Below are 20,636 nucleotides of genomic sequence, written 5' to 3' on the forward strand. Positions count from 1 at the left end.
CTATCCACGATTATCTATCAATTAATTAATCTTATGGCAGCTATAAAAGTAGGCGATCGAGTTCCTAATTTTTCTCTCCCCTCCCAAACAGGGACAACGTTTAATATCGGCGATTTAATCGGTAAAAAATCCCTGGTCATTTATTTCTATCCCAAAGATGACACCCCGGGTTGTACCGCAGAATCCTGCGCTTTCCGCGATAGTTACGAAGTGTTTACCGATGCGGGTGCGGAAGTTATTGGGATTAGTGCCGACAGTCCCCAATCTCATCAACAATTTGCCCAAAAATATAATCTTCCCTTCACCCTTTTAAGTGATAGCGATAACCGAGTGCGGAAATTATTCGGTGTTCCCGCTACCTTATTTGTCCTCCCCGGACGAGTTACCTATATCATTGATAAAGAGGGAATCGTCAGACATATTTTTGATTCTATGTTAGATTTTAAGGCTCACGTTACCGAATCTTTGAACACAATTAAATCTTTTTAGGTTGATGATCACGAAAGAAATCCCGATCAGATAATTACTTGGGAAGAAATTAAAACATCTATCCGATAATTGTGCTGATTCTGACTAAAAAATACGCCAATTAAAGTCTGAATTGCTGCTTCTCCTCTGGTTTTAGCTGATCGCTTATGGATCAAAACTCATCTTAAAACAGAGGAGGAAAAACCACGGTTCTCAACTTAGTTGGGGTTTAACTAGGAGGATTTTTATGCCAAGTAAAATAAAAAGTTGCTCCTTCACCTGCTTGAGATTCTATCCAAATTGTACCTCCTTAACTGTCTTTAGAGACTAGATAGTGATCGGTTGTTCTCCTCGGTTTTAGCCAGCGTCAACCATCGCCAACGTTGATATGTTCTGCTTGTGGAAAAGCTTGCTCAGAAGTGGCAACCCTTTCTAAAAAACAGAAGGGATCACAGTCATCTAATTGAGATAAATTATCAAAACAATCATCGATCGCTTTTCTGGATAAAAAAGGTACTTATAGCGGTTCTCACACCTGTCTGGCAAACTTAAACCTTTGCTGATTAAGCTTTTTAACATCGATAATGTACCTCTTGCGAACAGGAAACGCTATATTATAGAAAAATATTGCTGAGATTTTTCCTATGCCTCTAATTAAAATTCAAACTTCTGTCACCTCCCTCGATGATGAGACAGTTAATCAACTTTTGCAGAGTCTTTCGGCTAAATTAGCTAAACATCTGGGAAAACCCGAATCCTATGTGATGACAGCTTTAGAATCGGGGATAAAAATGACTTTTGCTGGCACTTTTGAGCCAGTGTGTTATGTGGAGATTAAAAGCGTTGGTTCTATTTCCGCCGCTCAAACTAAAAGCATGAGTAGTGATTTTTGTCAAGAAATTGAGGCTTATTTAGGAATACCGAAAAATCGCATTTATCTAGAATTTGCCGAGGCGAAAGGTGATCTTTGGGGATGGAATGGCACTACTTTTGGCTAATTTATGCCAAAATTATCGGAGATAGGGCTTATTTTAACTCTCTGGTTAAGATTTTCGCCTGTTCAATCCAAGCTAACATCACCGCAATATCGGGACATAAATCGCGTCTTTGCAGATTAGCCACCTGAAAGCGGAGAATCTGTCGATGCAATTGCTGAATTGATACCTGTGCCAATTGCGGGACGGAAGCAATACCGGCATGAACCAGCAAACCGCAGTATTGACAACCCACGGAGGGAATCGAGGCTAATTCCGCCATTGCCACCCACTTATTAATATATTTAGCCTGAATTTGCATTCTTACTGCTAATTTTTCCTTACCCAATTGCGGACGAACTTTTTGCAAAAGTTGTGCGGTGGTCTCGATACCGCAATCCTTTAATTTTTGGCAATCTTGGCCACTTAACCCCGGCAAATATTCAATTAACCAGCTTTGCCTGTGGATAAGTTGCGATCGATTCATCGAAATTATTAACTATTGATAAGTAGTCATGCAAAATAAATTTCCTAGTGAAGACAGGCAAGAGGCAATAGGCAAGAGGCAAAAGCTTTATCGAAATGTGTAATTAATTTTGCTTAGGTACTTAAGTAGATTATAGCAGTTAAGTAGGGAGGCACAATTATTTGTAGGATGGGTTAGCGGTAGCGTAACCCATGGAGCTATCGATTATGAAGAATACATCAGTATTTATAGTTTAGTAATTCAATTAATCAGAAATTTTAAAGATGATCTATTAAATGCCGCCGTGACGGAACAGTATAAAAAAGTCGAAATTATATAGGATTTGCTGAAAAAGTCAATTGGCTGGTGATGGGGTGAGTTTCCTACACTCCACCGATTATGCCTGAAAGCTTGCATTTTTTGCTTATTCATTTTCGGTACCCAAGAAATACCTTAACCAAGATTGTAAAGTTTTAGCACGTCTTCCAACAGTACTTTCTGAAAGTGACGGACACACTTCTAGTAAAAATTCTCTTGCTCTTTCTGGTTTGATTTCGGAGAGATCATGAGCATTTTGCCACTTAAACCATGCCAAACCCACCTTTGAAGCAATAAATTGGTGAGCCAAGAATCTTTTTTTTGATTTTTCTGACAGACGATCAAGCATGAAACAAGCAGTAGTTGGCTGCACTCGTTCGTCAGCCAGATTAAGAATTTCTGCAGCCCTTCTATAGTAGGAAAACTGCCTTTCTGTAATACCATTTCTATCCAAAAACTGTTGTCGAACAGTTGGCAAAGAATGAGGATATTGAATTAACAGCGAAGATAAATCAACAACTCGTTCTAACCTATCAGCTTGTGGAATATCATGAGAAAGAACCCTGATAGATCGTGATTTTAACCCTGTTAAACTAGATATATATTCATGTTCTGTAGAAATTGTTTTAATGACATTAAATTCTGAAGAATTAATGGAGACAGCCATATCTACTCGCAAATCATCCTCTTTGATTTTTGTGACACAATCTTGCCAAATACTAACAACTTCTAAGTCATTTTCACTTTCATTATCAATTTTTCCTGAGGAAAGGTCAGAGATAGTTTTTGCCAGTAAATTTGCGTGATTAGGACTGAGATTGACATGAAGTATAATTGTCCAAGAACCAGGTATTGCCTGCGCTGGAGTAAAAGCGGGAAGTTTATTGATTCTCTCAAAAGTCAGATCGGCAATTTCTTGAAATAACCGCTCTAATTTATCAATTACACTAGCAACTACAGACCAAGATTTTCTATCTTTAGAATGATTGTCAATACGAACTGCAACTGACAATCCATCACTATCAAGAACTGTTCCAATAGTGGCAAGAGACGAAGTGACTAATCGGAGTAACTTGTCTTTTGTCTCTGCCAAATTCTTATCTTCTGTATTGCGCTGTAAACTTTGAGTATTATAAATTTTTTTAATTAAGTCTTGACCAGCAGAAAAAACATTACTATCTGAATATTTGGTTGTCCTGGCTTCTTCAAAAAATATATTAATTCCCTCTGACCATTCAGCTTTTAACTCTGAGTCATCTACTTGCTCTAATAGATTATTACTAAGAGATTGAAGTTCTTGAAGCTGCTTTTTGATATGCGGTGCTTTCGCATAAAGTCTTCCCCAAGTGGCCAAAAAATCAAGAGTTTGTTCGGCAATTAAAGGGGTTCCGTCCGCAAGACTAACTTTAAAAAAAGCGTCGAGGGCAGGGGCAAGAAGCGCAAAAATTGGTAATTCCCAACTATTGACAGAAGCGGTAAGAACAAGTAGGCTGATTCTAGATGGACTATCAGGGGGAATACTATTGCGAGATAAAATTGACGCAATAAATAACCAAACAACCTCATTGTTAATCTCGCTGTCATTCTGTAGAAGCTTACGTCCCAATACCCCTAAGCCGATTTCTGAAGCTTTGATCGATCCCAGTGCCAACAGATCTGCAAACTCTCTAACATGACTATCCACCCTTCTCAGATTGCCGAAAGCTCTATCAATTTCTTCTCTAGCGTTATCACTATCGCCAGAGTCTAAAAATTGTTGTACTCTTCTAAGCATCGTTGTCATTCTGTTTGGGGCGAAGGGATAAAGGTAAGACCACTGCGAATTTCAATATCTACACGGGCGTTTTTAGTTTTACGTTTAGAATCCTGAAATGATTGCGGTTGTGCCTCTGGAGTGACACCACCTTGCTCACTAGCATTTGTAACAAAGCGTTCAGCTTTTCTAAAAGCTTGTTTCCGTTCCTCTCGTTGAAATTCATTGCATTGCCCTTTAATATTAGCAAGAAATAATAATCCTTCTTCAGCAGTAACAGGATTTTTTCTTGCCCAAGAACAACTGTATCCACCCTCTTGCTGGATATCGTCTCCTTGAGCTTGTACCCTCCCACGATAAGGTTCTGACGAACTCGACATATTAAATGTTCAAATTTATTCATTTAAGACAATTATATAGTAATTATCAGCAAAAGTATCAAACAAAGCCCAAATACTTGATTAGAATCAATTATCAAAAGTTTAGCTATAAAATTATGTAGAATGCTTTCGACGACGTACTGGGAAATTACCTGACAAAAAAAAGTTGATAGAACCAAAACGGTCTATCAACTCTTAAAATTATCTATTCAAGAACTAAAAATTAACGTTCTTGAAAGACGATTTTTTTGTCTAGGGAAGGACGGTTATTCGACTTAGAGGGGTACTTACTACCACCACTGCGGGGAGTTTTATTAATCACCGGTTTACTGCTCGTCGCTGCGGGAACTTCCCAATCGGTTTTCATCCACTGGGGACAATTTTGATCGTAGATCATTTGCAGGGCAGCCGCCGCGATCGCTTGGGGATCGTATTCTTCACTTAAATCCCGCACTAAAGGCAAGAAAGAAGCCATACGTTCCCCCGATAAAGCCTCTTTTAGCTGATTTTGCAGCTTGGCCAGGCGTTTTGCTTCTACTTCGGTGCGGCTAGGAATGGGACTAGATTCCAGACGTTGACGCAGACGCTGTTCGATCTGACGCAACAAACGCCGATCGATCGGTTCTACTAAAGATATAGCAGTTCCTGTTTTACCAGCGCGGCCGGTGCGGCCAATGCGGTGAATATAGGTTTCGGCATTATCCGGCAGATCATAGTTAATAACGTGGCTGAGATTTTCCACATCTAGACCGCGGGCCGCGATATCCGTGGCTACCACTAATTTAATTTTGCCCTCGCGGAAACGTTGCACCAGTCGTTCCCGTTGCACTTGGCTTAAGTTACCGTGGTATTCATCCACCGTTTGCCCCGCTTCTTGCAGTTTGCTGGTTAATTCGGCCGCGGTTTGCTTGGTGCGGACGAAAATAATCGCCGATTCTAGGGGTTCGATCTCTAACAGGGGTTGCAGGACTTTTAATTTCGTCCAACCGCGAGGGATCAGATAAATTTTCTGCTCAATCTTAGCAGGAGCGGCCTGGGGTTGAGAAACCGTCACAGAAACGGGAGATTTCAAGAAATTAGCGATTAAATCGCGGATTTCCCGGGGCATAGTTGCCGAGAAACAGGCGGTTTGACGGGTGGAGGGGGATGCTTGCAGAATTTTCTTAACATCATCGATAAAACCCATACTGAGCATTTCGTCCGCTTCATCGAGGACTACCCAGTTTAAGGATTCGAGATGGAGTTTTTTGCGATCAAGCAGATCGATTACCCGGCCGGGAGTCCCGACCACAATCTGGACACCTTTTTCCAGACTGCGGATCTGACGTTCCATGGATTGACCACCACAGACTGTCAGGATAAAGAGACGACGATCATCAGAGAAATCTTTGATGGCGCTGGCCACCTGTTGGGCTAATTCCCGGGTGGGGGTGAGGATTAAAGCTTGAACGTTAGGATTTTTGGTGTCCATGCGTTCCAGTAAAGGCAGGGAATAGGCGGCGGTTTTGCCGGTTCCCGTTTGTGACATTCCTACCATGTCATGCCCTTCTAGAAGGAGAGGGATGGCTTTGGTTTGAATTTCCGTGGGGGTGGTGAATCCAAGCGTTTCTAGGTGTTGAATACGGCTATCGGATAAACCTAAATTGTTGAAACCAGTGGTCATAGGGATTGTTTTGTGGGAATTAAATAAGAAAAATGGAAAAATTAGACTATTTCGCCGTAGAGATCGTAGGTATCGGCCGCAGTGATTCGGACCTGTACGATCGCACCTAGAATCGCCTCCCCTGTCACATAAACCAAGCCATCTACTTCTGGGGAAAAACGAGCGGAACGCCCGATTAATTCGCCTGTTTCTGGGTTTTCCTGTTCGATGAGAACATCGACAGTTTGACCGATATAAGCTTGATTTTTGCGCTCCGAGATTGGTTGCTGAGTTAACATCAACCTTTCGCGGCGTTCGTCCATAATTGCCTGTGGCACTGGATCGGGCAGGCCAAAAGCGGCTGTACCTTCTTCGGCGGAGAAGGTAAACACCCCGACGTGATCGAACTCATGACGCTTGACAAATTCCAGCAGATGGCTGAAATGTTCCTCGGTTTCTCCGGGGAAACCGACGATAAAAGTCGTTCGTAAAACCGCGTTCGGGATAGCTTGCTTGATCCGCTCGATAATGCCATCGTTGACTCGTCCTTGCCAGGGACGGTTCATCCCCCGCAGGATGTCGGGATGGGAATGCTGTAGCGGCAAGTCTAGATAGGGTAAAACATTCGGGCTCTCTCGGATCGCTTCGATAACCTTTGGCGTTAACCCGGTCGGGTAAGCGTAGTGAACGCGAATCCAAGGTATATCGACTTCTGCCAGCGCTCGCAAGAGTTCCGCTAATTTGGGTTCGCCATATAAGTCTAACCCATAATTGGTTGTTATTTGCGAAATGAGAATTAATTCTTGCACCCCTTGGCTGGCCAATTGTCGCGCTTCGGCCACAATGGACTCGATCGATCTCGATCGCTGATCGCCGCGCAGGTGGGGAATAATGCAGAAAGCACAACGATAATCGCAGCCTTCGGCCACCCGCAGATAGGCGACTCCCTCGCTGGTGGTGCGATAACGGGGCAGATTTTCATCGGCGATAAAAGTGGGATCGGTGCTGACTTCTTTGACTCGTTCTCCCGTCTCTACCCGTTCGACGATCTCGACAATTTTCTGATAATCCCCCGTGCCGACAATGGCCACGGCTTCCGGCAATTCCGTCAGGAGTTCATCTTGGAAATGTTGGGCCATACAGCCGGAGATAATAATTTTTTTATTAGCTTCCGCCAGTTCCACGAGGGTGCGAACGGATTCTTCTCTAGCTGCTTGAATGAAACTACAGGTATTAACGATAACGTAATCGGCCAACTCCTCGTCATTATCTACGGGATAGCCGGCCTTGGCCAGCAGTCCTAACATATGCTCGGAGTCGATCCGGTTTTTCTCACAGCCTAGGTGTGAGATAGCGATGGTTGGCTTATTGCCCATGCGATCGAGTATCAACCAAATCTTAAACTTCTCTTTTAATGTTAAGACATTGTGAACTACTCTCAACGGATTTGAGAGCTTCCTGCTTCAATGGGATGCGCTTTCTACCTCGAAAGATAGCAAGTCTTACCTTCCCTCTACAGGCAGCAGTCCTAGTTCCTAAGACCCACACTTTTTCTTGCAACACGACCCGCCGAAGCTCGGTTATCGCTTAAGGAATAGTGGTCAAGACCCGTTTATGATAACATAGTTTTTTGGAATTGTCTATATACAAAGTCAGCATTGATGAGGGGAACTGTGGGGCGAATTACTTCGCCCCTTGAAAAGCCCCGTCCCATCGCACTAAGCGCATCGGGACGAATGCTGGCACTAAGTTAAAATAATTTCCCCCCCGTGGAACCGTGGGTAGGCCTTCACCCTGTTAAAATGGGTGAGCGGCGCATGGTTGGGGACGCTAAGAGTAGTATACGCTGTGAACTTAATTGCAACTTTCAAGACAAAAAACCCGATTATTGGCGTGGTTCATCTCGCCCCCCTGCCCACTTCCCCCCGTTGGGGTGGCAGTCTCAAGACGGTGATCGAGCGGGCTGAACAGGAGGCGACGGCTTTGGCTGCCGGTGGTGTTGATGGTTTGATTATCGAGAATTTTTTTGATGCCCCCTTTACTAAGCAACAGGTGGATCCCGCCGTGGTTAGTGCCATGACTTTAATTGTTGATCGCATTAAAAATCTGGTGGTCTTACCGATTGGTCTTAATGTTCTCCGCAATGATGCCCATAGTGCTTTAGCGATCGCTACCTGTGTCAATGCCCAATTTATTCGGGTTAATGTGCTAACGGGGGTTATGGCTACCGATCAGGGCATTATTGAGGGTCAGGCCCACGAACTCCTGCGTTATCGCCGCGAATTGGGGTCTGAGGTCAAAATTTTAGCGGATGTTTTGGTTAAACACGCCCGCCCCTTGGGAACCCCTAATCTGACCACGGCGGTGCAAGATACGATCGAACGGGGACTGGCAGACGGGGTGATCCTCTCTGGTTGGGCTACCGGTAGCCCCCCCAGTTTTGAGGATTTGGAACTGGCAGTGGCGGCGGCCAAGGGAACACCGGTTTTTATCGGCAGCGGGGCTGATTTGGACAATATCGGGCAGTTGCTGCTGGCTGCTGATGGGGTGATCGTGGCTAGTTCCCTCAAGCGTCATGGCAAAATTACTGAACCGGTGGATCCGATCCGGGTGTCGCAATTTGTGGAAACGGCCCGGCAGATCAACGATCAAAAGGCAAAAATTAATAATTCTCTCCCTTCTTTGCCTCTGTCCACATAACCCCTTGCTAGAATGGCGGATAGTTTCAGGGGATAGCTATCCTAAGTTTTTAGGAATTGAAAACGTCCTAATTAACACAATATGGTTAGGGAATTTTTCCTTTCAACAAAGTACATTTAGATTTCTCTCCTGACTCCTGACTCCTGAATTCTGCTGTAATTTAATCTAAATAATATTATGCGTCGTCGTTCTGTACCTTGGATTCATCGCTACTCCCGGCCTCTAATTGCGAGCATTTCGATCGTGGGAGCGATTCTGACCGGCTATTTAACCATTACCAAACTGATGGGAGGGGCTGCAGCCTGTACCGCCGGGGCTAGTGATGGGGCTGGTTGTACTGGTGTGCTTAATAGTCCCTACGCTACGGTTTTCGGGCTGCCCTTGAGTTTGTTCGGTTTTTTGGCCTATATTGCCATGGCGGTTTTTGCCCTCAGTCCTCTATTTATTAATGGGGAAACTCAGAAAAATCTCCGCAAAAGTTTAGAAAATAATACTTGGTTATTGCTGTTAGCGGGGGCGACGGCGATGGCGGTATTTAGTGGTTATTTAATGTATATTCTAGCCACGGAATTAAGGGAATTGTGTCCCTACTGCATCACTTCGGCTTTGTTCGCTTTAACTTTATTAATTCTCACAATTGTCGGTCGTGAATGGGAAGGTTTAGGACAAATTATACTGCCGATGGTTGTGGTGGCCATGGTTACTTTGGTGGGAACTTTAGCGGTTTATGCGGGAGTAAATTCCCCGACGGTGACAGGAGGAAAAGAAGAAATTACCCGGCCAATGACAGCTGCTACACCTCCCTACGGTTGGGAAGTAACCACGGTTTCGGGAGAGGCAGAAATCGCCTTAGCTAAACATTTAAAAGCAATTGGTGCGAAAGAATACGGGGCTTTTTGGTGTCCCCACTGTTACGATCAAAAACAGTTGTTTGGTAAGGAAGCGGGAGAAATCCTCAAAAAAGAAAGGGTTTATATCGAATGCGATCCCCAAGGGGTTAATGGTAATCCTCAAGCTTGTCGCGATGCCGGAATTAAAGGTTTCCCCACTTGGATTATTAAGGGTCAAGAATATTCGGGAACCCAAAGATTAGAGAAATTAGCGGAGATTTCTGGTTATACTGGCCCGATGAATTTTAAATATACAGTTTCGGGTCGCAAGTAGGAAAATATTGAGGGGTTGAACTTTGTTCAGCCCCAACATTTTATGGTGTTTTTTCTCTAGATAAAGTAGAACCTGAATTTTGATTTTAGCAATAGAGGGAGATTGAAAGTTGCCAGATTTTGATCAACCTATACCCCAAGAAAAACTTGACATTATTGAGAAAACTAGAGCCAATTTATTTGTTTGGCGAGGTCAGTTTTCGCCCCAACTGATAGAGACTATTTTAAGTTTCTATTGCCCATCTAATTCGGTCATTCTCGATCCTTTTGTGGGTAGCGGAACTGTTTTACTAGAGGCAAGTTATTTATCCCTAGAAGCTTATGGATTTGAGATTAATCCCGCTGCTTATATCATGAGTCATACCTATGAATTTATCAATGATTCTCAAAAAAAAGAAGTTCTTAAAAACCTGAGAAATATCATCGATCAAGAATTTCCTTTGAGAATTTTTGAAGTCAGTGACCAAGTAGAAAATTTAGTAGATAAATTGCAAAATACTAGGAATATGCTACCGGATCGGTCAAAGGTTTTATTTGATGCTTTGGTAATCATTCTTGATGTATGTAAGAATAAAATTACTCAGGAATTTATTCAGAAAAAATTTTTACATCTTAGTAATATAATTACTAAGCTACCTTACTCTCAAAAGCCGATCAGGGTTGGATTATCTGATGCTCGTTCTCTACCACTAAAAAATAATCAGATAGATTTTGTTGTGACTTCTCCACCCTATATAAATGTTTTTAATTACCATCAAAATTATCGTCAATCTGCTGAAATCTTAGGATGGGATTTACTCAAGATAGCCAAGTCAGAAATTGGCTCTAATAGAGCAAATAGGAGTAATCGTTTCTACACTGTAGTACAATACTGTTTAGATATGGGTGACATTTTAAAGGAACTGGCAAGAGTCAGCAAGCAGCAAGCAAGAATTGTTTTAATTGTAGGACAAGAATCTAACGTTCTTGGCGTACCTTTTTATAATGCTGATATTATTGAAAAAATAGGTGTCAAAACCAAGCTATTCCAGAAAGTATTAAGACAAAAAAGAAAATTTAATAATAAATTTGGTAAAGTTATTATAGAGGATATAATTAATTTTATCAACTTAAATAATCAAGTTAGCCAAGAGGTAATAGAACAAATTTCTAGAGAGGTAGCATTTGAGGTATTGGAAAGCAATAGGCTGTTTGTATCTTCAGAAAACCAGCTATGTTTAGAATCAGCAATTGCCAAAGTCAATAATATTCAAAAAACACCAATTTTAGATAAGAGATTATATATTTGACCCTGTTAATATTTAATTTTAACGAATTGAAAAGATTTGATGCTTTTTCACAATTTATTGACTATTGCTATAGTTGTAATTAAACAGTAAACAATCCCAACCCAGCAACTAACTATAATGAGCTATTTATACTCTTATCGCCATAACTTGACCCAATTATTAGAAGAAATTAATTTACAGAAACCTTCGCTCAAAATTCCTACCTTTGTTACTCATGACTTGGTAGATACTTATCAAATTTGTCGTCTAATTGATGATTTTATCTATGAAACTATCCTGAATAAGTTAAAGATGACAGTCAGGAAAATCGAAAAAGAACTTTATCAAGTTTAGCTACTTTGATGTATAGTAGAGATGTAGATAAGTTGCTAATTATTGGTTATGACTCAGGTAAATCTACAAAAAGCCGCTAATATTCTCGGTGTAACTACCGCAGAAATACTAACATGGCAAAAGAAAAAATTAATCAAAGGTCAGAAAATCAATCAAGTTGATTGGTTATTTGATCTCGAGCAATTAACCAATCTTAAAAATAACCAATCCCCCAGAGAATTGAGAATTTTACAAACTGTTGAGCCAACTAATTACACGGTTATTGAATTATTTGCTGGCTGTGGTGGTATGGCTTTAGGTTTAGAAAATGCGGGACTAAAAACCCAATTACTGGTGGAAATTAATCAAGATTGTGTTAATACTTTAAGACTCAATCGACCGCAATGGAATGTTATAAATCAAGACATAAAAAAGCTTAAATTTTCCGATTTTAGAGACAAAATAGATGTTATAGCTGGAGGTTTTCCCTGCCAACCTTTTAGTTATGCTGGGTTAGGAAAAGGATTAGAAGATTTGAGAGGAAGCCTATTTTTTGAATTTGCTCGTTGTTTACAGGAAGTGCAACCTAAAATCGCTATAGCCGAAAATGTTCGAGGATTATTAAGCAATAAAAAAGGAGAAACTCTGCAATTAATGCTGCAAGCTTTACAGGAAATCGGTTATTATGCTGCTTATCAAGTTTTATCGGCTCAATTTCTTGATGTTCCCCAAAAAAGAGAAAGATTAATTATTATTGCCACCCGTCAAGACCTAAATATTAAACCCATTTTTCCCCAATATAAAAATTATACTATTTCTCTGAAAAAAGCCTTAGAGAATTGTCCAACTTCTCTAGGAGTAGAATATAAAGAAAGAAAAAAAGAGATTATGTCCTTAGTTCCCCCAGGAGGAAATTGGCGGAATTTGCCGATGGATATTCAAAAAGAATATATGAAAAATAGTCTCAAAAATCACGGCGGACGGACAGGATATGCTAAAAGATTATCTTGGGATGAACCGGCTTTAACTATTACCTGTAGTCCGGCACAAACCCAAACAGAAAGATGTCATCCCCAAGAAACTCGTCCTCTGACTGTGAGAGAATATGCACGAGTGCAGTCCTTCCCCGATGATTGGCAATTTACTGGTAATTTAACCTCTCAATATCGACAGATTGGTAACGCGGTTCCCGTTAATATGGCCTATCATCTTGGTGGCTGTTTAATTAATATGTTGCAAGAGGATTATATCGGGGAAACACAGCCAAAAACTGAACAGTTAAGCATTCCGGGGTTAGAAGTTAATTAATTTTGACTAAAAGTAAATAGTTTTTACCTAATCAGCAACAGCTGCAGAAAAATTAAGTAGCTAGATACAATTAATTACACATATCTAACTACTTCTTCCATGAGTGCATGAGTTCCTATCCTCAGCCAGAAATTGATTTTGTCCGATTTTACTGTGCGGGGGGAATAACTTCTAATGGAATACTTTCAGTTTCTCCATCTTTAGATGGATTGACATCCGGACTTTTTTCTGCATCTGGAGTTTTTTCCACCGCTTTGGTTTCTGGGGTGAGGGGATTTTCGGGGGGTACTTCTGGACTGGGATTATTTTCCGGGATGGGAGTGAATTCCACCGGGGTTTCGCTTTCAGGAGACGGGGAAACTTCGGGGGAAGCTTCGATATTACGGGTGGTTTCCGGGGGAGTTGTTTCTATCCGGGGAGATTCTGGGGTAGTTGCGGGGGTAGTTGCGGGGGTAGTTGCGGGGGTGTCTTCGCTGGTTTTTTGTTCTTCCCGGGGACAGGCTGCCGATTCTAAACCGAGATGACATCGGACTTCCTCCCGTCCCAAAGATACGGCAATTCCCGACACCGACATTAAAAAAGCTAGGATGGGTAAGATATTCTTCATAAAATTAGACTTGATTCTACTCCTCGACATCACATTATCTATTTTAGATAGGATCGAATTGATATTGAGAACCCTTTGGCCCCTCATTGCCGCGATTAGCGCGTACTAGGGGAACTTGGTTAAAAATATTAAAATCCGTGGTGTTTCCCTGCAAGGTGATTCCTCGATTTAAAGTTTCGACTACAGTAGCACGGTCAGAACTTTTAGCGATCGCTTCTCCTAATACTTTCATGGTATCGTAGGCGGTAGCAGTACGCCAACTGACGCGACCGCGCCAACTTTTCAGCGCATCTTTGGCAAAAGGATCCGTTGCTTGGAAACTCCAAGGTACTGCTAGAACTAATCCGTCGATGCTATCCGCTCCTTGAATGAGTATATCGGGTGTATAAAGTTCATTTCCGCCTAATAAGAGCATTCCAGACGATTCTTGGGCAATAGCCACGGCTTGATCGATGCGATCGCCATCTTTACTGAGGGCCAAAAATACCACCTTAGCGCCGGCTTGTTTTGCCTGATCTATGGCGGTTTTAGCGTTAAAATTGGCTTTGGTGGTGTCTATTTCCTTAACTATCTTGCCTCCCGGTTGCTTTATTGCTTTAGCAAAGGAATCCCTTAATTTTTGACTATAGGGACTATCGGAATTATAAAAAAGAACCACTGACGGAGAATTCTCTTGCTGACTAGCATAATTAGCCAAAGTTTTGGCCACTGCTTCCAGATAACTACCGAAAACTTCCTGAGATTTATCGTCAAGGGGAATAGTTTTCAGGGTTGATTTTCCCGTTTGACTAACACGGGTAGTCAGGGGAGAAAGAATCGCTAATCCTTCTTTTTCGTAACTTTCAATCGCTTTTTGACTAAAAGGATCGATTCCGTGGCCCATAACTGCCAAAACTTGACCGGATTGAATCAGATCATCGGCGATCGCTTTTGATTGTAACCCACCGCCATCATTAGCGATGACTATTTCCAAAGGATTACCCGGATTAGAATTATTAAACTCCTCTTGATACCTGGCCACACCTCGGAGAATTTCCTTGGCGCTGTTGGGGTCGTTAGCGATGGGGACAACGACGGCTATAGTATTTTGATTACCCTTTTCTCTGGCTTTGGCGTTATTGTAATAGATTTTGCCCTCCGGATCGTTTGCTTCGGGAGTGGCTGCTAGTTGGTAAGCTGCGATCGCATTTGCCCAATCTTCCTTTTTAAAGGCTGCTGCGCCTTTTTCTTTGTTAGGAGTGGAATTAAGCAGTATTTTCTCACCTTGGCTAAATAAATCGGGATTTTTAGCCGTATTACTCACAAAAGTTGCCTCGGTTTGCTTGTCTGGGGTTTCTTCTGGTGTAACTTGGGAAGTATCGGGTTTGGGAATGAGCATTTGCAATAGACTCCAACCCCCTAAACCTGCGGTTAAAGCGGTAATTATCAAAGCGAAGGGAAGTAACCAGTTAGATTTTTGGCCGACTCTAGTTGTACCCCCCGGGGAGACGACAACCGTGGTTTTAACCGTCGTTGTGACGGGATCCATCGCTTCCCTAGGTAGGCCACAGATAGGACAATCAGGAGTAGTATTTTCGCAGGGTTCATGACCCCCCGCAGTCGCTTGCGGATAAGTTTTACCATCTTTAGGGATACCGTCACATTGCCAAGTAGTCATAATCAGTTATCAGTTATCAGTTATCAGTGGGTAAGTTATCAGTTATCAGTGGGTAAGTTATCAGATTTGAGTTTTAAGTGAGCAGTATGTGTTAAGTGAGCAGTATTAAATAGCAGTTTCTTGCCATCTTTTCACTGTTTACTGATTACTGTTTACTGGTCACTGTTTACTGATTACTGTTTACTGTTTACTGGTCACTGTTTGAGGACGTTGTCGTAAGCTTTGGAAATAGAGGCCACCGATAAGCATTAAAAAGAGGATATAGGCAACAATTTGACTGATATAGAGGTTTTGACGATAACCAAACAGGGATTTGAGGAGGAGTCCGGGGAAAGTGCGATCGCTCAAAATTTGGGAACCGTCCCAAACTTGAAAACCGAGAAGACAGGAGGAGGGGAGAGAAGGACAGAAATTGCGATAAAAAGGGTCAATTTCACTTAAAAGACTGATTCCTGCGTCGATATGTTTCAAAACACCGATGAGTAATCCCGCAACGATTAAGAGGAGGAAAGTCCCCATAATTTGGAAAAAGAGACGGATATTAATTTTTACTCCCCCCGCAAATAGGAGAGTTCCCAACAAGGTTGCGACGCTTAACCCCGCTATCGCACCGAAGGTTTGTATCTGCCAATCTTTTTGGAATTGGGCCAGGATAAAGAGGACAGTTTCAAATCCCTCCCGCAAGACAGCGATAAAAACGAGCAGAAAAATCGCTTTTCCTGCCCCATTTTCCGCTTTTAAACCCGCTTTTACCGCACTTTCTACCTCAGATTTCAAAGATTTGGCCTGTTGAGTCATCCAAATTAACATCCAACTCAACATCAAAACGGCAATCAGTCCAAAAGTGGCGGCCAATAATTCCTTGATCATTGGTACGAATGGACTAGGAGAGGCATCCACTTGCAAAAGGATTCCCCCTAGCAAAACACCGACCAAAACACTAGCCACTACTCCCGCACCAATACCACGATACACCCATGAGTTAAGTTGCGATCGACCGGATTTTTGTAAACAAGCGAGGACAATTCCCACCACTAAAGCGGCCTCGAAACCTTCCCGGAGAGTGATAATAAAAGTGGGTAAAGCGGAACTAAGATTCATAAGCTAGTCGATAAACTCTAGGTTTGATCCTAGCTTAAGCAAAATCCCGCAGCATCTTGCGAATTTCCAGATTGTGTAATTCTTCTTGTCCAATCATACCGCGAGCGAATTCTTCTAGGTAAATACTGGCATCTTCGACGGTTTCTAGGAGTGCTTTGTACAAATCAAGGGATTTTTTCTCATGATTGAGGCTCTCACTCAAGATTGCTTTGATATTATGTTCATAGCTTTCCTCGATGGGGGCAATTTTTAAGCTAGGATGACCTTCTAAACCGGTGAGAATTTCCCCAACTTGTTGCGCGTGGGTGAGGGACTCCGTGGCCTGGGTCTGGAAAAATTGGACGATGGGGATGCGATGGGGCCCTGTCACCATCAGGGAATAGTGGGTGTAACGGACAACTCCCGCTAGTTCAAATTCCATGATTTCGTTCAGTTGTTCGATGGTTTTGTCTCTGTCTAGTTCTCGCATAAGATTCTCAATAATTCGTCTCTAATTGCAATTGTAGCTAATCCAAACTGGCTAAATGAATCTAAAAACCTTGTTGGCTAATATCTTTAGGCTTTTTTGTCGTCAAAAAGTGCCAGCCATTTGAGCAATCCGGGGGAAGTTTTAGGCACTTTTTCCCTGAAAATGCCTAAAATCCCACACACCCCACGACAAACCCTTTCAGCAAACCCTAGGTGCTGAATCGAGGCAACCGAGTCAAAAAGACTTTAGCTGGGGGAATAGCAACTCAAGAGGTCATTAAAGGTTTCATTTTCCCTTAAACCATCGAAAACAAAGTTATCACGCACTAATTCGCCACATATATCCGGTTCTATGTCTAGAGCTTCGCGTAAACAGTCGATCGCTTTTTCTTGTTGACCGAGGGCGGCATAACAGCAGGCGGCATTATACCACGCATAGCGATCATCTCGATCGATTTTTAACGATTCTTCATAACAGGCGATCGCTTCTGGTAAACGCTGTAATGCTTGTAAGATCACACCCTGTTGATACCAGGACCAGTAATCTTGCGGTCGGATATCGAGGGCGGTACGATAATTAAATAAAGCCTCTTGGGGATTGCCCCAATCCCGGAAAGCGTCGCCACGTCGATACCAGGCCCAATAATCCCGGGGTCGCGCCCCCAAGGCCAGATCATAGAAAGTGATAGCGCGTTCGTAGTTTTTGAGCAATCGATAGGCCTCCCCTTGCCGGTAGGCTGCCCAATAGTCCCCCGGACTATGACTTAGGGCCCGTTGAAAACAAGCGATCGCTTTTTCGTAGTCTTTTAATTCCTGTAGATAAACACAACCTTGATCGTACCAAGCCCAATAGTTATCATCCTTTACCTGTGCAGCGTTAGAGTAACTTGCAGCCGCTTCTTCATACATTCCCAAGTCTTCTAGTATCATACCCCTTTTGTACCATGCCCAATAATCATCTGGATAATATTCTAAGGCTTTTTCGTAGCTGATTAAGGCTCCCAAATAGTCCATTCTTTCTCTTAAAATATTGCCTTGGTCATACCAGTCCCGATAGGTATCTGGACGGCATTCGAGCGCTCGATAGACAGTAAGTAGATAGGTCATAGTCATTAATCTATAGTAATTAGGTTCGTCAGTCTTATCAGTTATCAGTTATCAGTTATCAGTGGGAGTGTTGGGTGAGCAGTGGGTGCTTTTTCCCTGAAAATTAGGTAGTTGACCACCTGAAAATCGATAAAACCCCACACCCTACACCCCACACCCCACACCCTGCCACCACCGAAAAGCTTTTTGCCGCAAACCCTAGTTATACTTTTAGAACAGATTCAGATCTGTTAAAGCGCCGAGACTGCTAGAGGAGACTAACTTGGCGAATTTGCCGAGAATTCCCGTTTTATAGCGTGGGGGACGCGGTTGCCAATGGTGACGACGACGGGTTAATTCTTCCTCCGATACATTTAACTGCAAGAGACGCTGACGAGCATCAATAGTGATTTGATCCCCCTCCTCGACTAGGGCAATTGTACCACCCACCGCCGCTTCTGGAGCGACGTGACCGACCACCATGCCATAGGTTCCCCCGGAAAAACGACCATCGGTAATTAATCCCACGGAATCCCCTAAACCGGCGCCGATAATTGCCGAAGTGGGGGCTAACATTTCCCGCATACCCGGTCCGCCTACTGGTCCCTCGTAACGGACAACCACCACATCCCCGGCTTGAATTTTTCCAGCTAAAATTGCCTCTAAACAGGTTTCTTCCGACTCAAACACCCGCGCGGGCCCGGTGATGACTGGAGTTTTCACGCCGCTAATTTTGGCCACGGCCCCCTCTGTGGCCAGATTTCCTTTTAAAATGGCTAAATGACCCTCTTTATAGACAGGATTGCTAAAAGGACGGATAACATCTTGGCCTGAGGGCGGTTGGTCGGGAATATCGGCTAAAATCTCGGCGATAGTCTGACCGCTAATGGTGAGAGCATCCCCGTGTAGTAAACCATTAACCAGGAGAATTTTCATCACTTGGGGAATACCGCCAGCTTTATGCAGATCTACGGTAACGTAACGCCCGGAGGGTTTAAGGTCGCAGATAACCGGTACACGCTGGCGGATGGTTTCAAAATCATCGATCGATAATTCTACCCCGATGGTGCGGGAAATGGCTAAAAGGTGCAGGACAGCGTTAGTGGAACCTCCCACCGCCATAATTACCGAAATGGCGTTTTCAAAGGCTTTACGGGTCAAAATTTGGCTAGGGAGAATCTGTTTTCTAACCGCCTCGACCAAAACCTTGGCCGATTCTTCGGTACTATCGGCTTTTTCCTCATCTTCGGCGGCCATGGTCGAGGAGTAGGGTAAACTCATCCCCATGGCTTCAAAAATGGAAGACATGGTATTAGCAGTAAACATTCCACCACAGGAACCGGCGCCGGGGCAAGCGTTGCGTTCGATCCCGATGAGGTCTTCTTCACTGATTTTACCGGCGCTGTACTGTCCCACGGCTTCAAAGGAACTGACTACGGTTAAATCGCAATCTTTGTAGCGCCCCGGTTTAATCGTGCCACCATAGACGAAAATAGCGGGAATATTCATCCGGGCCATGGCAATCATTGCCCCCGGCATATTTTTGTCACAACCCCCAATAGCGAGGACTCCATCGAGACTTTGACCATTACAGACGGTTTCAATGGAATCGGCGATTACCTCCCTAGAAACGAGAGAATATTTCATCCCTTCTGTTCCCATGGAAATCCCGTCACTAATGGTGATAGTCCCGAAAAGTTGCGGCATTCCCCCCGCTAATCTGGTGGCTGCTTCGGCACGCATTGCTAAATCATTAATTCCCATGTTGCAGGGGGTAATGGTGCTAAATCCGTTAGCGATGCCGATGATGGGTTTGCTAAAGTCCTCATCCCCAAAACCTACCGCTCTTAACATGGCCCGATTGGGACTGCGTTGGGTACCTTGGGTAACAATGCGACTTCTGTAGTTATCTGCCATAACTTTATCTTTCTCCAATGGCGGCTGACAGGTGCGATCGCTACTCAAGTTCTCTAATCGCACCTTTATTTCTATTTTCTGACTTTTGGCCGCTCTGAGCAGGTTTTAGGACAGCCCATCTCTAAAGAAAATATAAAACTGCGGGATGATTCAGGGGACAGGAGGTAGCAGCGGGAGTGTATCATCGATTTGAAAAAAGCTGGAAATCCTGTTTAAAAGGTATAGAAAATGGCGTTGCTGAATCAAGATATGAATACTAATTGTACATCCTATCCACAAGTTAGCTTAGTCCTAGGTTTGGAACACTACCTAAAGGACAATTGATACCAAATCCGACTTATAAAACCCAGTTATGAATTAGGTATCTTGAAGCCAACTATGATAGGATAGGATGGCTTTTTAATTTTTCTCCTTATTTGTTGGTATTCAAATAGAAGTGATCAAAAGATTTACAACTTAGTAAATTTACGAAGAGGAAATACACACTATAACATCTCTTCTTATCATAATTTAATCCTGTTAATCGGATGTAGTTTTAATCCTTTAAATCTTTACAAACTCTTGAAATTTCAAACATTTAACACCGTACAAACAGGGAAAATTGGCCAAAAAAAACTCTCCCCAAAAAAGGGAGAGGGGGGGTAAATATTTAAAAGCTTACCATTTGAGCAGGTTAAATTGTTCCATATCGATGGTGTCGCGGTTACGATAGATAGTCAGGATAATCGCTAAACCCACGGCTGCTTCGGCTGCCGCTACGGTAATCACGAAAATAGTAAAAATTTGGCCTCTGATATTAGCGGGGTCAAGATAGTTGGAAAAACCCATTAAGTTAATGTTAACAGAATTGAGCATCAATTCGATCGACATTAAAACCCGGACGGCATTGCGACTGGTGACTAAACCATAAATTCCGATACAAAATAAAGCCGCCGCTAATAACAAATAATACTCTAACTGAATCTGCATGATACCTCTAACACCGTACAGTGCAAAGTTCATGAGGTAAAAAATTATGATAACCGCC

General features: G+C 42.8%; 19 protein-coding genes. 7 read left to right on the forward strand and 12 right to left on the reverse strand.

Annotated elements, in window-relative coordinates:
* Positions 1–33 precede the first annotated feature (33 nt).
* Positions 34–489 carry a peroxiredoxin gene (locus IM507_RS14065; RefSeq protein WP_069475114.1) on the forward strand — a complete coding sequence of 152 codons (456 nt, stop codon included), beginning with the start codon at positions 34–36 and terminating at the stop codon, positions 487–489.
* A 623-nt stretch (positions 490–1,112) separates the two neighbouring features.
* Positions 1,113–1,466 carry a phenylpyruvate tautomerase MIF-related protein gene (locus tag IM507_RS14070; RefSeq protein WP_002734736.1) on the forward strand — a complete coding sequence of 118 codons (354 nt, stop codon included), beginning with the start codon at positions 1,113–1,115 and terminating at the stop codon, positions 1,464–1,466.
* A gap of 28 nt (positions 1,467–1,494) precedes the next feature.
* Here IM507_RS14070 and IM507_RS14075 read toward each other — a convergent pair whose 3' ends face one another.
* The 5 genes from IM507_RS14075 to rimO form a co-directional block, all read right to left on the reverse strand.
* On the reverse strand, positions 1,495–1,929 hold the full coding sequence (locus IM507_RS14075; protein WP_123230853.1) for a DUF4332 domain-containing protein: 435 nt from the start codon (positions 1,927–1,929) through the stop codon (positions 1,495–1,497).
* Positions 1,930–2,332: 403 nt separating this feature from the next.
* Entirely contained in the window at positions 2,333–4,000 is a 1,668-nt protein-coding gene (locus tag IM507_RS14080) for a DUF7226 domain-containing protein (protein ID WP_287637226.1), read from the reverse strand.
* 5 nt (positions 4,001–4,005) lie between these two features.
* Positions 4,006–4,359, reverse strand: coding sequence for a hypothetical protein (locus tag IM507_RS14085; protein WP_002734184.1), 354 nt, complete (start codon positions 4,357–4,359; stop codon positions 4,006–4,008).
* Positions 4,360–4,582: 223 nt separating this feature from the next.
* Positions 4,583–6,022, reverse strand: a complete 1,440-nt coding sequence (locus IM507_RS14090; RefSeq protein ID WP_002733094.1) for a DEAD/DEAH box helicase — start codon at positions 6,020–6,022, stop codon at positions 4,583–4,585.
* A gap of 41 nt (positions 6,023–6,063) precedes the next feature.
* A complete protein-coding gene (rimO, locus tag IM507_RS14095; protein ID WP_287637234.1) occupies positions 6,064–7,377 on the reverse strand; it encodes a 30S ribosomal protein S12 methylthiotransferase RimO in 1,314 nt (437 codons plus the stop codon).
* Between the two features lie 472 nt (positions 7,378–7,849).
* Between rimO and btpA the strand changes: the two genes are divergently transcribed.
* From btpA to IM507_RS14120, 5 genes are all read left to right on the forward strand, one after another.
* Positions 7,850–8,701: a photosystem I biogenesis protein BtpA gene (gene btpA, locus IM507_RS14100; protein WP_002733035.1), complete on the forward strand. Its 852-nt coding sequence runs from the start codon at positions 7,850–7,852 to the stop codon at positions 8,699–8,701.
* A 177-nt stretch (positions 8,702–8,878) separates the two neighbouring features.
* Positions 8,879–9,865, forward strand: coding sequence for a vitamin K epoxide reductase family protein (locus IM507_RS14105; RefSeq protein WP_287637227.1), 987 nt, complete (start codon positions 8,879–8,881; stop codon positions 9,863–9,865).
* 109 nt (positions 9,866–9,974) lie between these two features.
* Positions 9,975–11,153: a DNA methyltransferase gene (locus IM507_RS14110; protein WP_287637228.1), complete on the forward strand. Its 1,179-nt coding sequence runs from the start codon at positions 9,975–9,977 to the stop codon at positions 11,151–11,153.
* Positions 11,154–11,270: 117 nt separating this feature from the next.
* Positions 11,271–11,486 (forward strand): hypothetical protein, encoded by a 216-nt coding sequence (locus IM507_RS14115; protein ID WP_002732823.1) that lies wholly within the window; start codon positions 11,271–11,273, stop codon positions 11,484–11,486.
* A 48-nt stretch (positions 11,487–11,534) separates the two neighbouring features.
* Positions 11,535–12,773, forward strand: a complete 1,239-nt coding sequence (locus IM507_RS14120) for a DNA cytosine methyltransferase (protein WP_123230857.1) — start codon at positions 11,535–11,537, stop codon at positions 12,771–12,773.
* A 148-nt stretch (positions 12,774–12,921) separates the two neighbouring features.
* On the opposite strand, the gene IM507_RS14125 is transcribed toward IM507_RS14120, so the two are convergent.
* The 7 genes from IM507_RS14125 to nuoK all read right to left on the reverse strand — a co-directional run bounded on the left by IM507_RS14125 (position 12,922) and on the right by nuoK (position 20,572).
* Positions 12,922–13,380: a hypothetical protein gene (locus tag IM507_RS14125; protein ID WP_002733709.1), complete on the reverse strand. Its 459-nt coding sequence runs from the start codon at positions 13,378–13,380 to the stop codon at positions 12,922–12,924.
* A 43-nt stretch (positions 13,381–13,423) separates the two neighbouring features.
* Complete coding sequence (locus IM507_RS14130) at positions 13,424–15,037, reverse strand: ABC transporter substrate-binding protein (RefSeq protein WP_287637231.1); 1,614 nt, start codon at positions 15,035–15,037, stop codon at positions 13,424–13,426.
* Between the two features lie 180 nt (positions 15,038–15,217).
* Complete coding sequence (locus tag IM507_RS14135; RefSeq protein WP_287637232.1) at positions 15,218–16,138, reverse strand: FTR1 family iron permease; 921 nt, start codon at positions 16,136–16,138, stop codon at positions 15,218–15,220.
* 34 nt (positions 16,139–16,172) lie between these two features.
* Positions 16,173–16,607 carry a ferritin-like domain-containing protein gene (locus tag IM507_RS14140; protein ID WP_002731529.1) on the reverse strand — a complete coding sequence of 145 codons (435 nt, stop codon included), beginning with the start codon at positions 16,605–16,607 and terminating at the stop codon, positions 16,173–16,175.
* A gap of 245 nt (positions 16,608–16,852) precedes the next feature.
* Complete coding sequence (locus tag IM507_RS14145; protein WP_287637233.1) at positions 16,853–17,713, reverse strand: tetratricopeptide repeat protein; 861 nt, start codon at positions 17,711–17,713, stop codon at positions 16,853–16,855.
* Positions 17,714–17,923: 210 nt separating this feature from the next.
* Positions 17,924–19,609, reverse strand: a complete 1,686-nt coding sequence (ilvD, locus tag IM507_RS14150) for a dihydroxy-acid dehydratase (RefSeq protein WP_002734426.1) — start codon at positions 19,607–19,609, stop codon at positions 17,924–17,926.
* A gap of 657 nt (positions 19,610–20,266) precedes the next feature.
* On the reverse strand, positions 20,267–20,572 hold the full coding sequence (nuoK, locus tag IM507_RS14155) for an NADH-quinone oxidoreductase subunit NuoK (protein ID WP_197533180.1): 306 nt from the start codon (positions 20,570–20,572) through the stop codon (positions 20,267–20,269).
* Between the last annotated feature and the right edge of the window lie 64 nt (positions 20,573–20,636).

Source organism: Microcystis sp. M20BS1 (genome assembly GCF_020245305.1).
In the GTDB taxonomy this organism is placed as follows: Bacteria; Cyanobacteriota; Cyanobacteriia; order Cyanobacteriales; family Microcystaceae; genus Microcystis; species Microcystis ichthyoblabe_A.

Coding starts and splice junctions, on each gene's coding strand:
- IM507_RS14065 (WP_069475114.1), top strand. CDS start 34: ATGGCAGCTATAAAAGTAGGCGATCGAGTTCCTAATTTTTCTCTCCCC.
- IM507_RS14070 (WP_002734736.1), top strand. CDS start 1,113: ATGCCTCTAATTAAAATTCAAACTTCTGTCACCTCCCTCGATGATGAG.
- IM507_RS14075 (WP_123230853.1), bottom strand. CDS start 1,929: ATGAATCGATCGCAACTTATCCACAGGCAAAGCTGGTTAATTGAATAT.
- IM507_RS14080 (WP_287637226.1), bottom strand. CDS start 4,000: ATGCTTAGAAGAGTACAACAATTTTTAGACTCTGGCGATAGTGATAAC.
- IM507_RS14085 (WP_002734184.1), bottom strand. CDS start 4,359: ATGTCGAGTTCGTCAGAACCTTATCGTGGGAGGGTACAAGCTCAAGGA.
- IM507_RS14090 (WP_002733094.1), bottom strand. CDS start 6,022: ATGACCACTGGTTTCAACAATTTAGGTTTATCCGATAGCCGTATTCAA.
- rimO (WP_287637234.1), bottom strand. CDS start 7,377: ATGGGCAATAAGCCAACCATCGCTATCTCACACCTAGGCTGTGAGAAA.
- IM507_RS14105 (WP_287637227.1), top strand. CDS start 8,879: ATGCGTCGTCGTTCTGTACCTTGGATTCATCGCTACTCCCGGCCTCTA.
- IM507_RS14115 (WP_002732823.1), top strand. CDS start 11,271: ATGAGCTATTTATACTCTTATCGCCATAACTTGACCCAATTATTAGAA.
- IM507_RS14120 (WP_123230857.1), top strand. CDS start 11,535: ATGACTCAGGTAAATCTACAAAAAGCCGCTAATATTCTCGGTGTAACT.
- IM507_RS14125 (WP_002733709.1), bottom strand. CDS start 13,380: ATGAAGAATATCTTACCCATCCTAGCTTTTTTAATGTCGGTGTCGGGA.
- IM507_RS14130 (WP_287637231.1), bottom strand. CDS start 15,037: ATGACTACTTGGCAATGTGACGGTATCCCTAAAGATGGTAAAACTTAT.
- IM507_RS14135 (WP_287637232.1), bottom strand. CDS start 16,138: ATGAATCTTAGTTCCGCTTTACCCACTTTTATTATCACTCTCCGGGAA.
- IM507_RS14140 (WP_002731529.1), bottom strand. CDS start 16,607: ATGCGAGAACTAGACAGAGACAAAACCATCGAACAACTGAACGAAATC.
- IM507_RS14145 (WP_287637233.1), bottom strand. CDS start 17,713: ATGACCTATCTACTTACTGTCTATCGAGCGCTCGAATGCCGTCCAGAT.
- ilvD (WP_002734426.1), bottom strand. CDS start 19,609: ATGGCAGATAACTACAGAAGTCGCATTGTTACCCAAGGTACCCAACGC.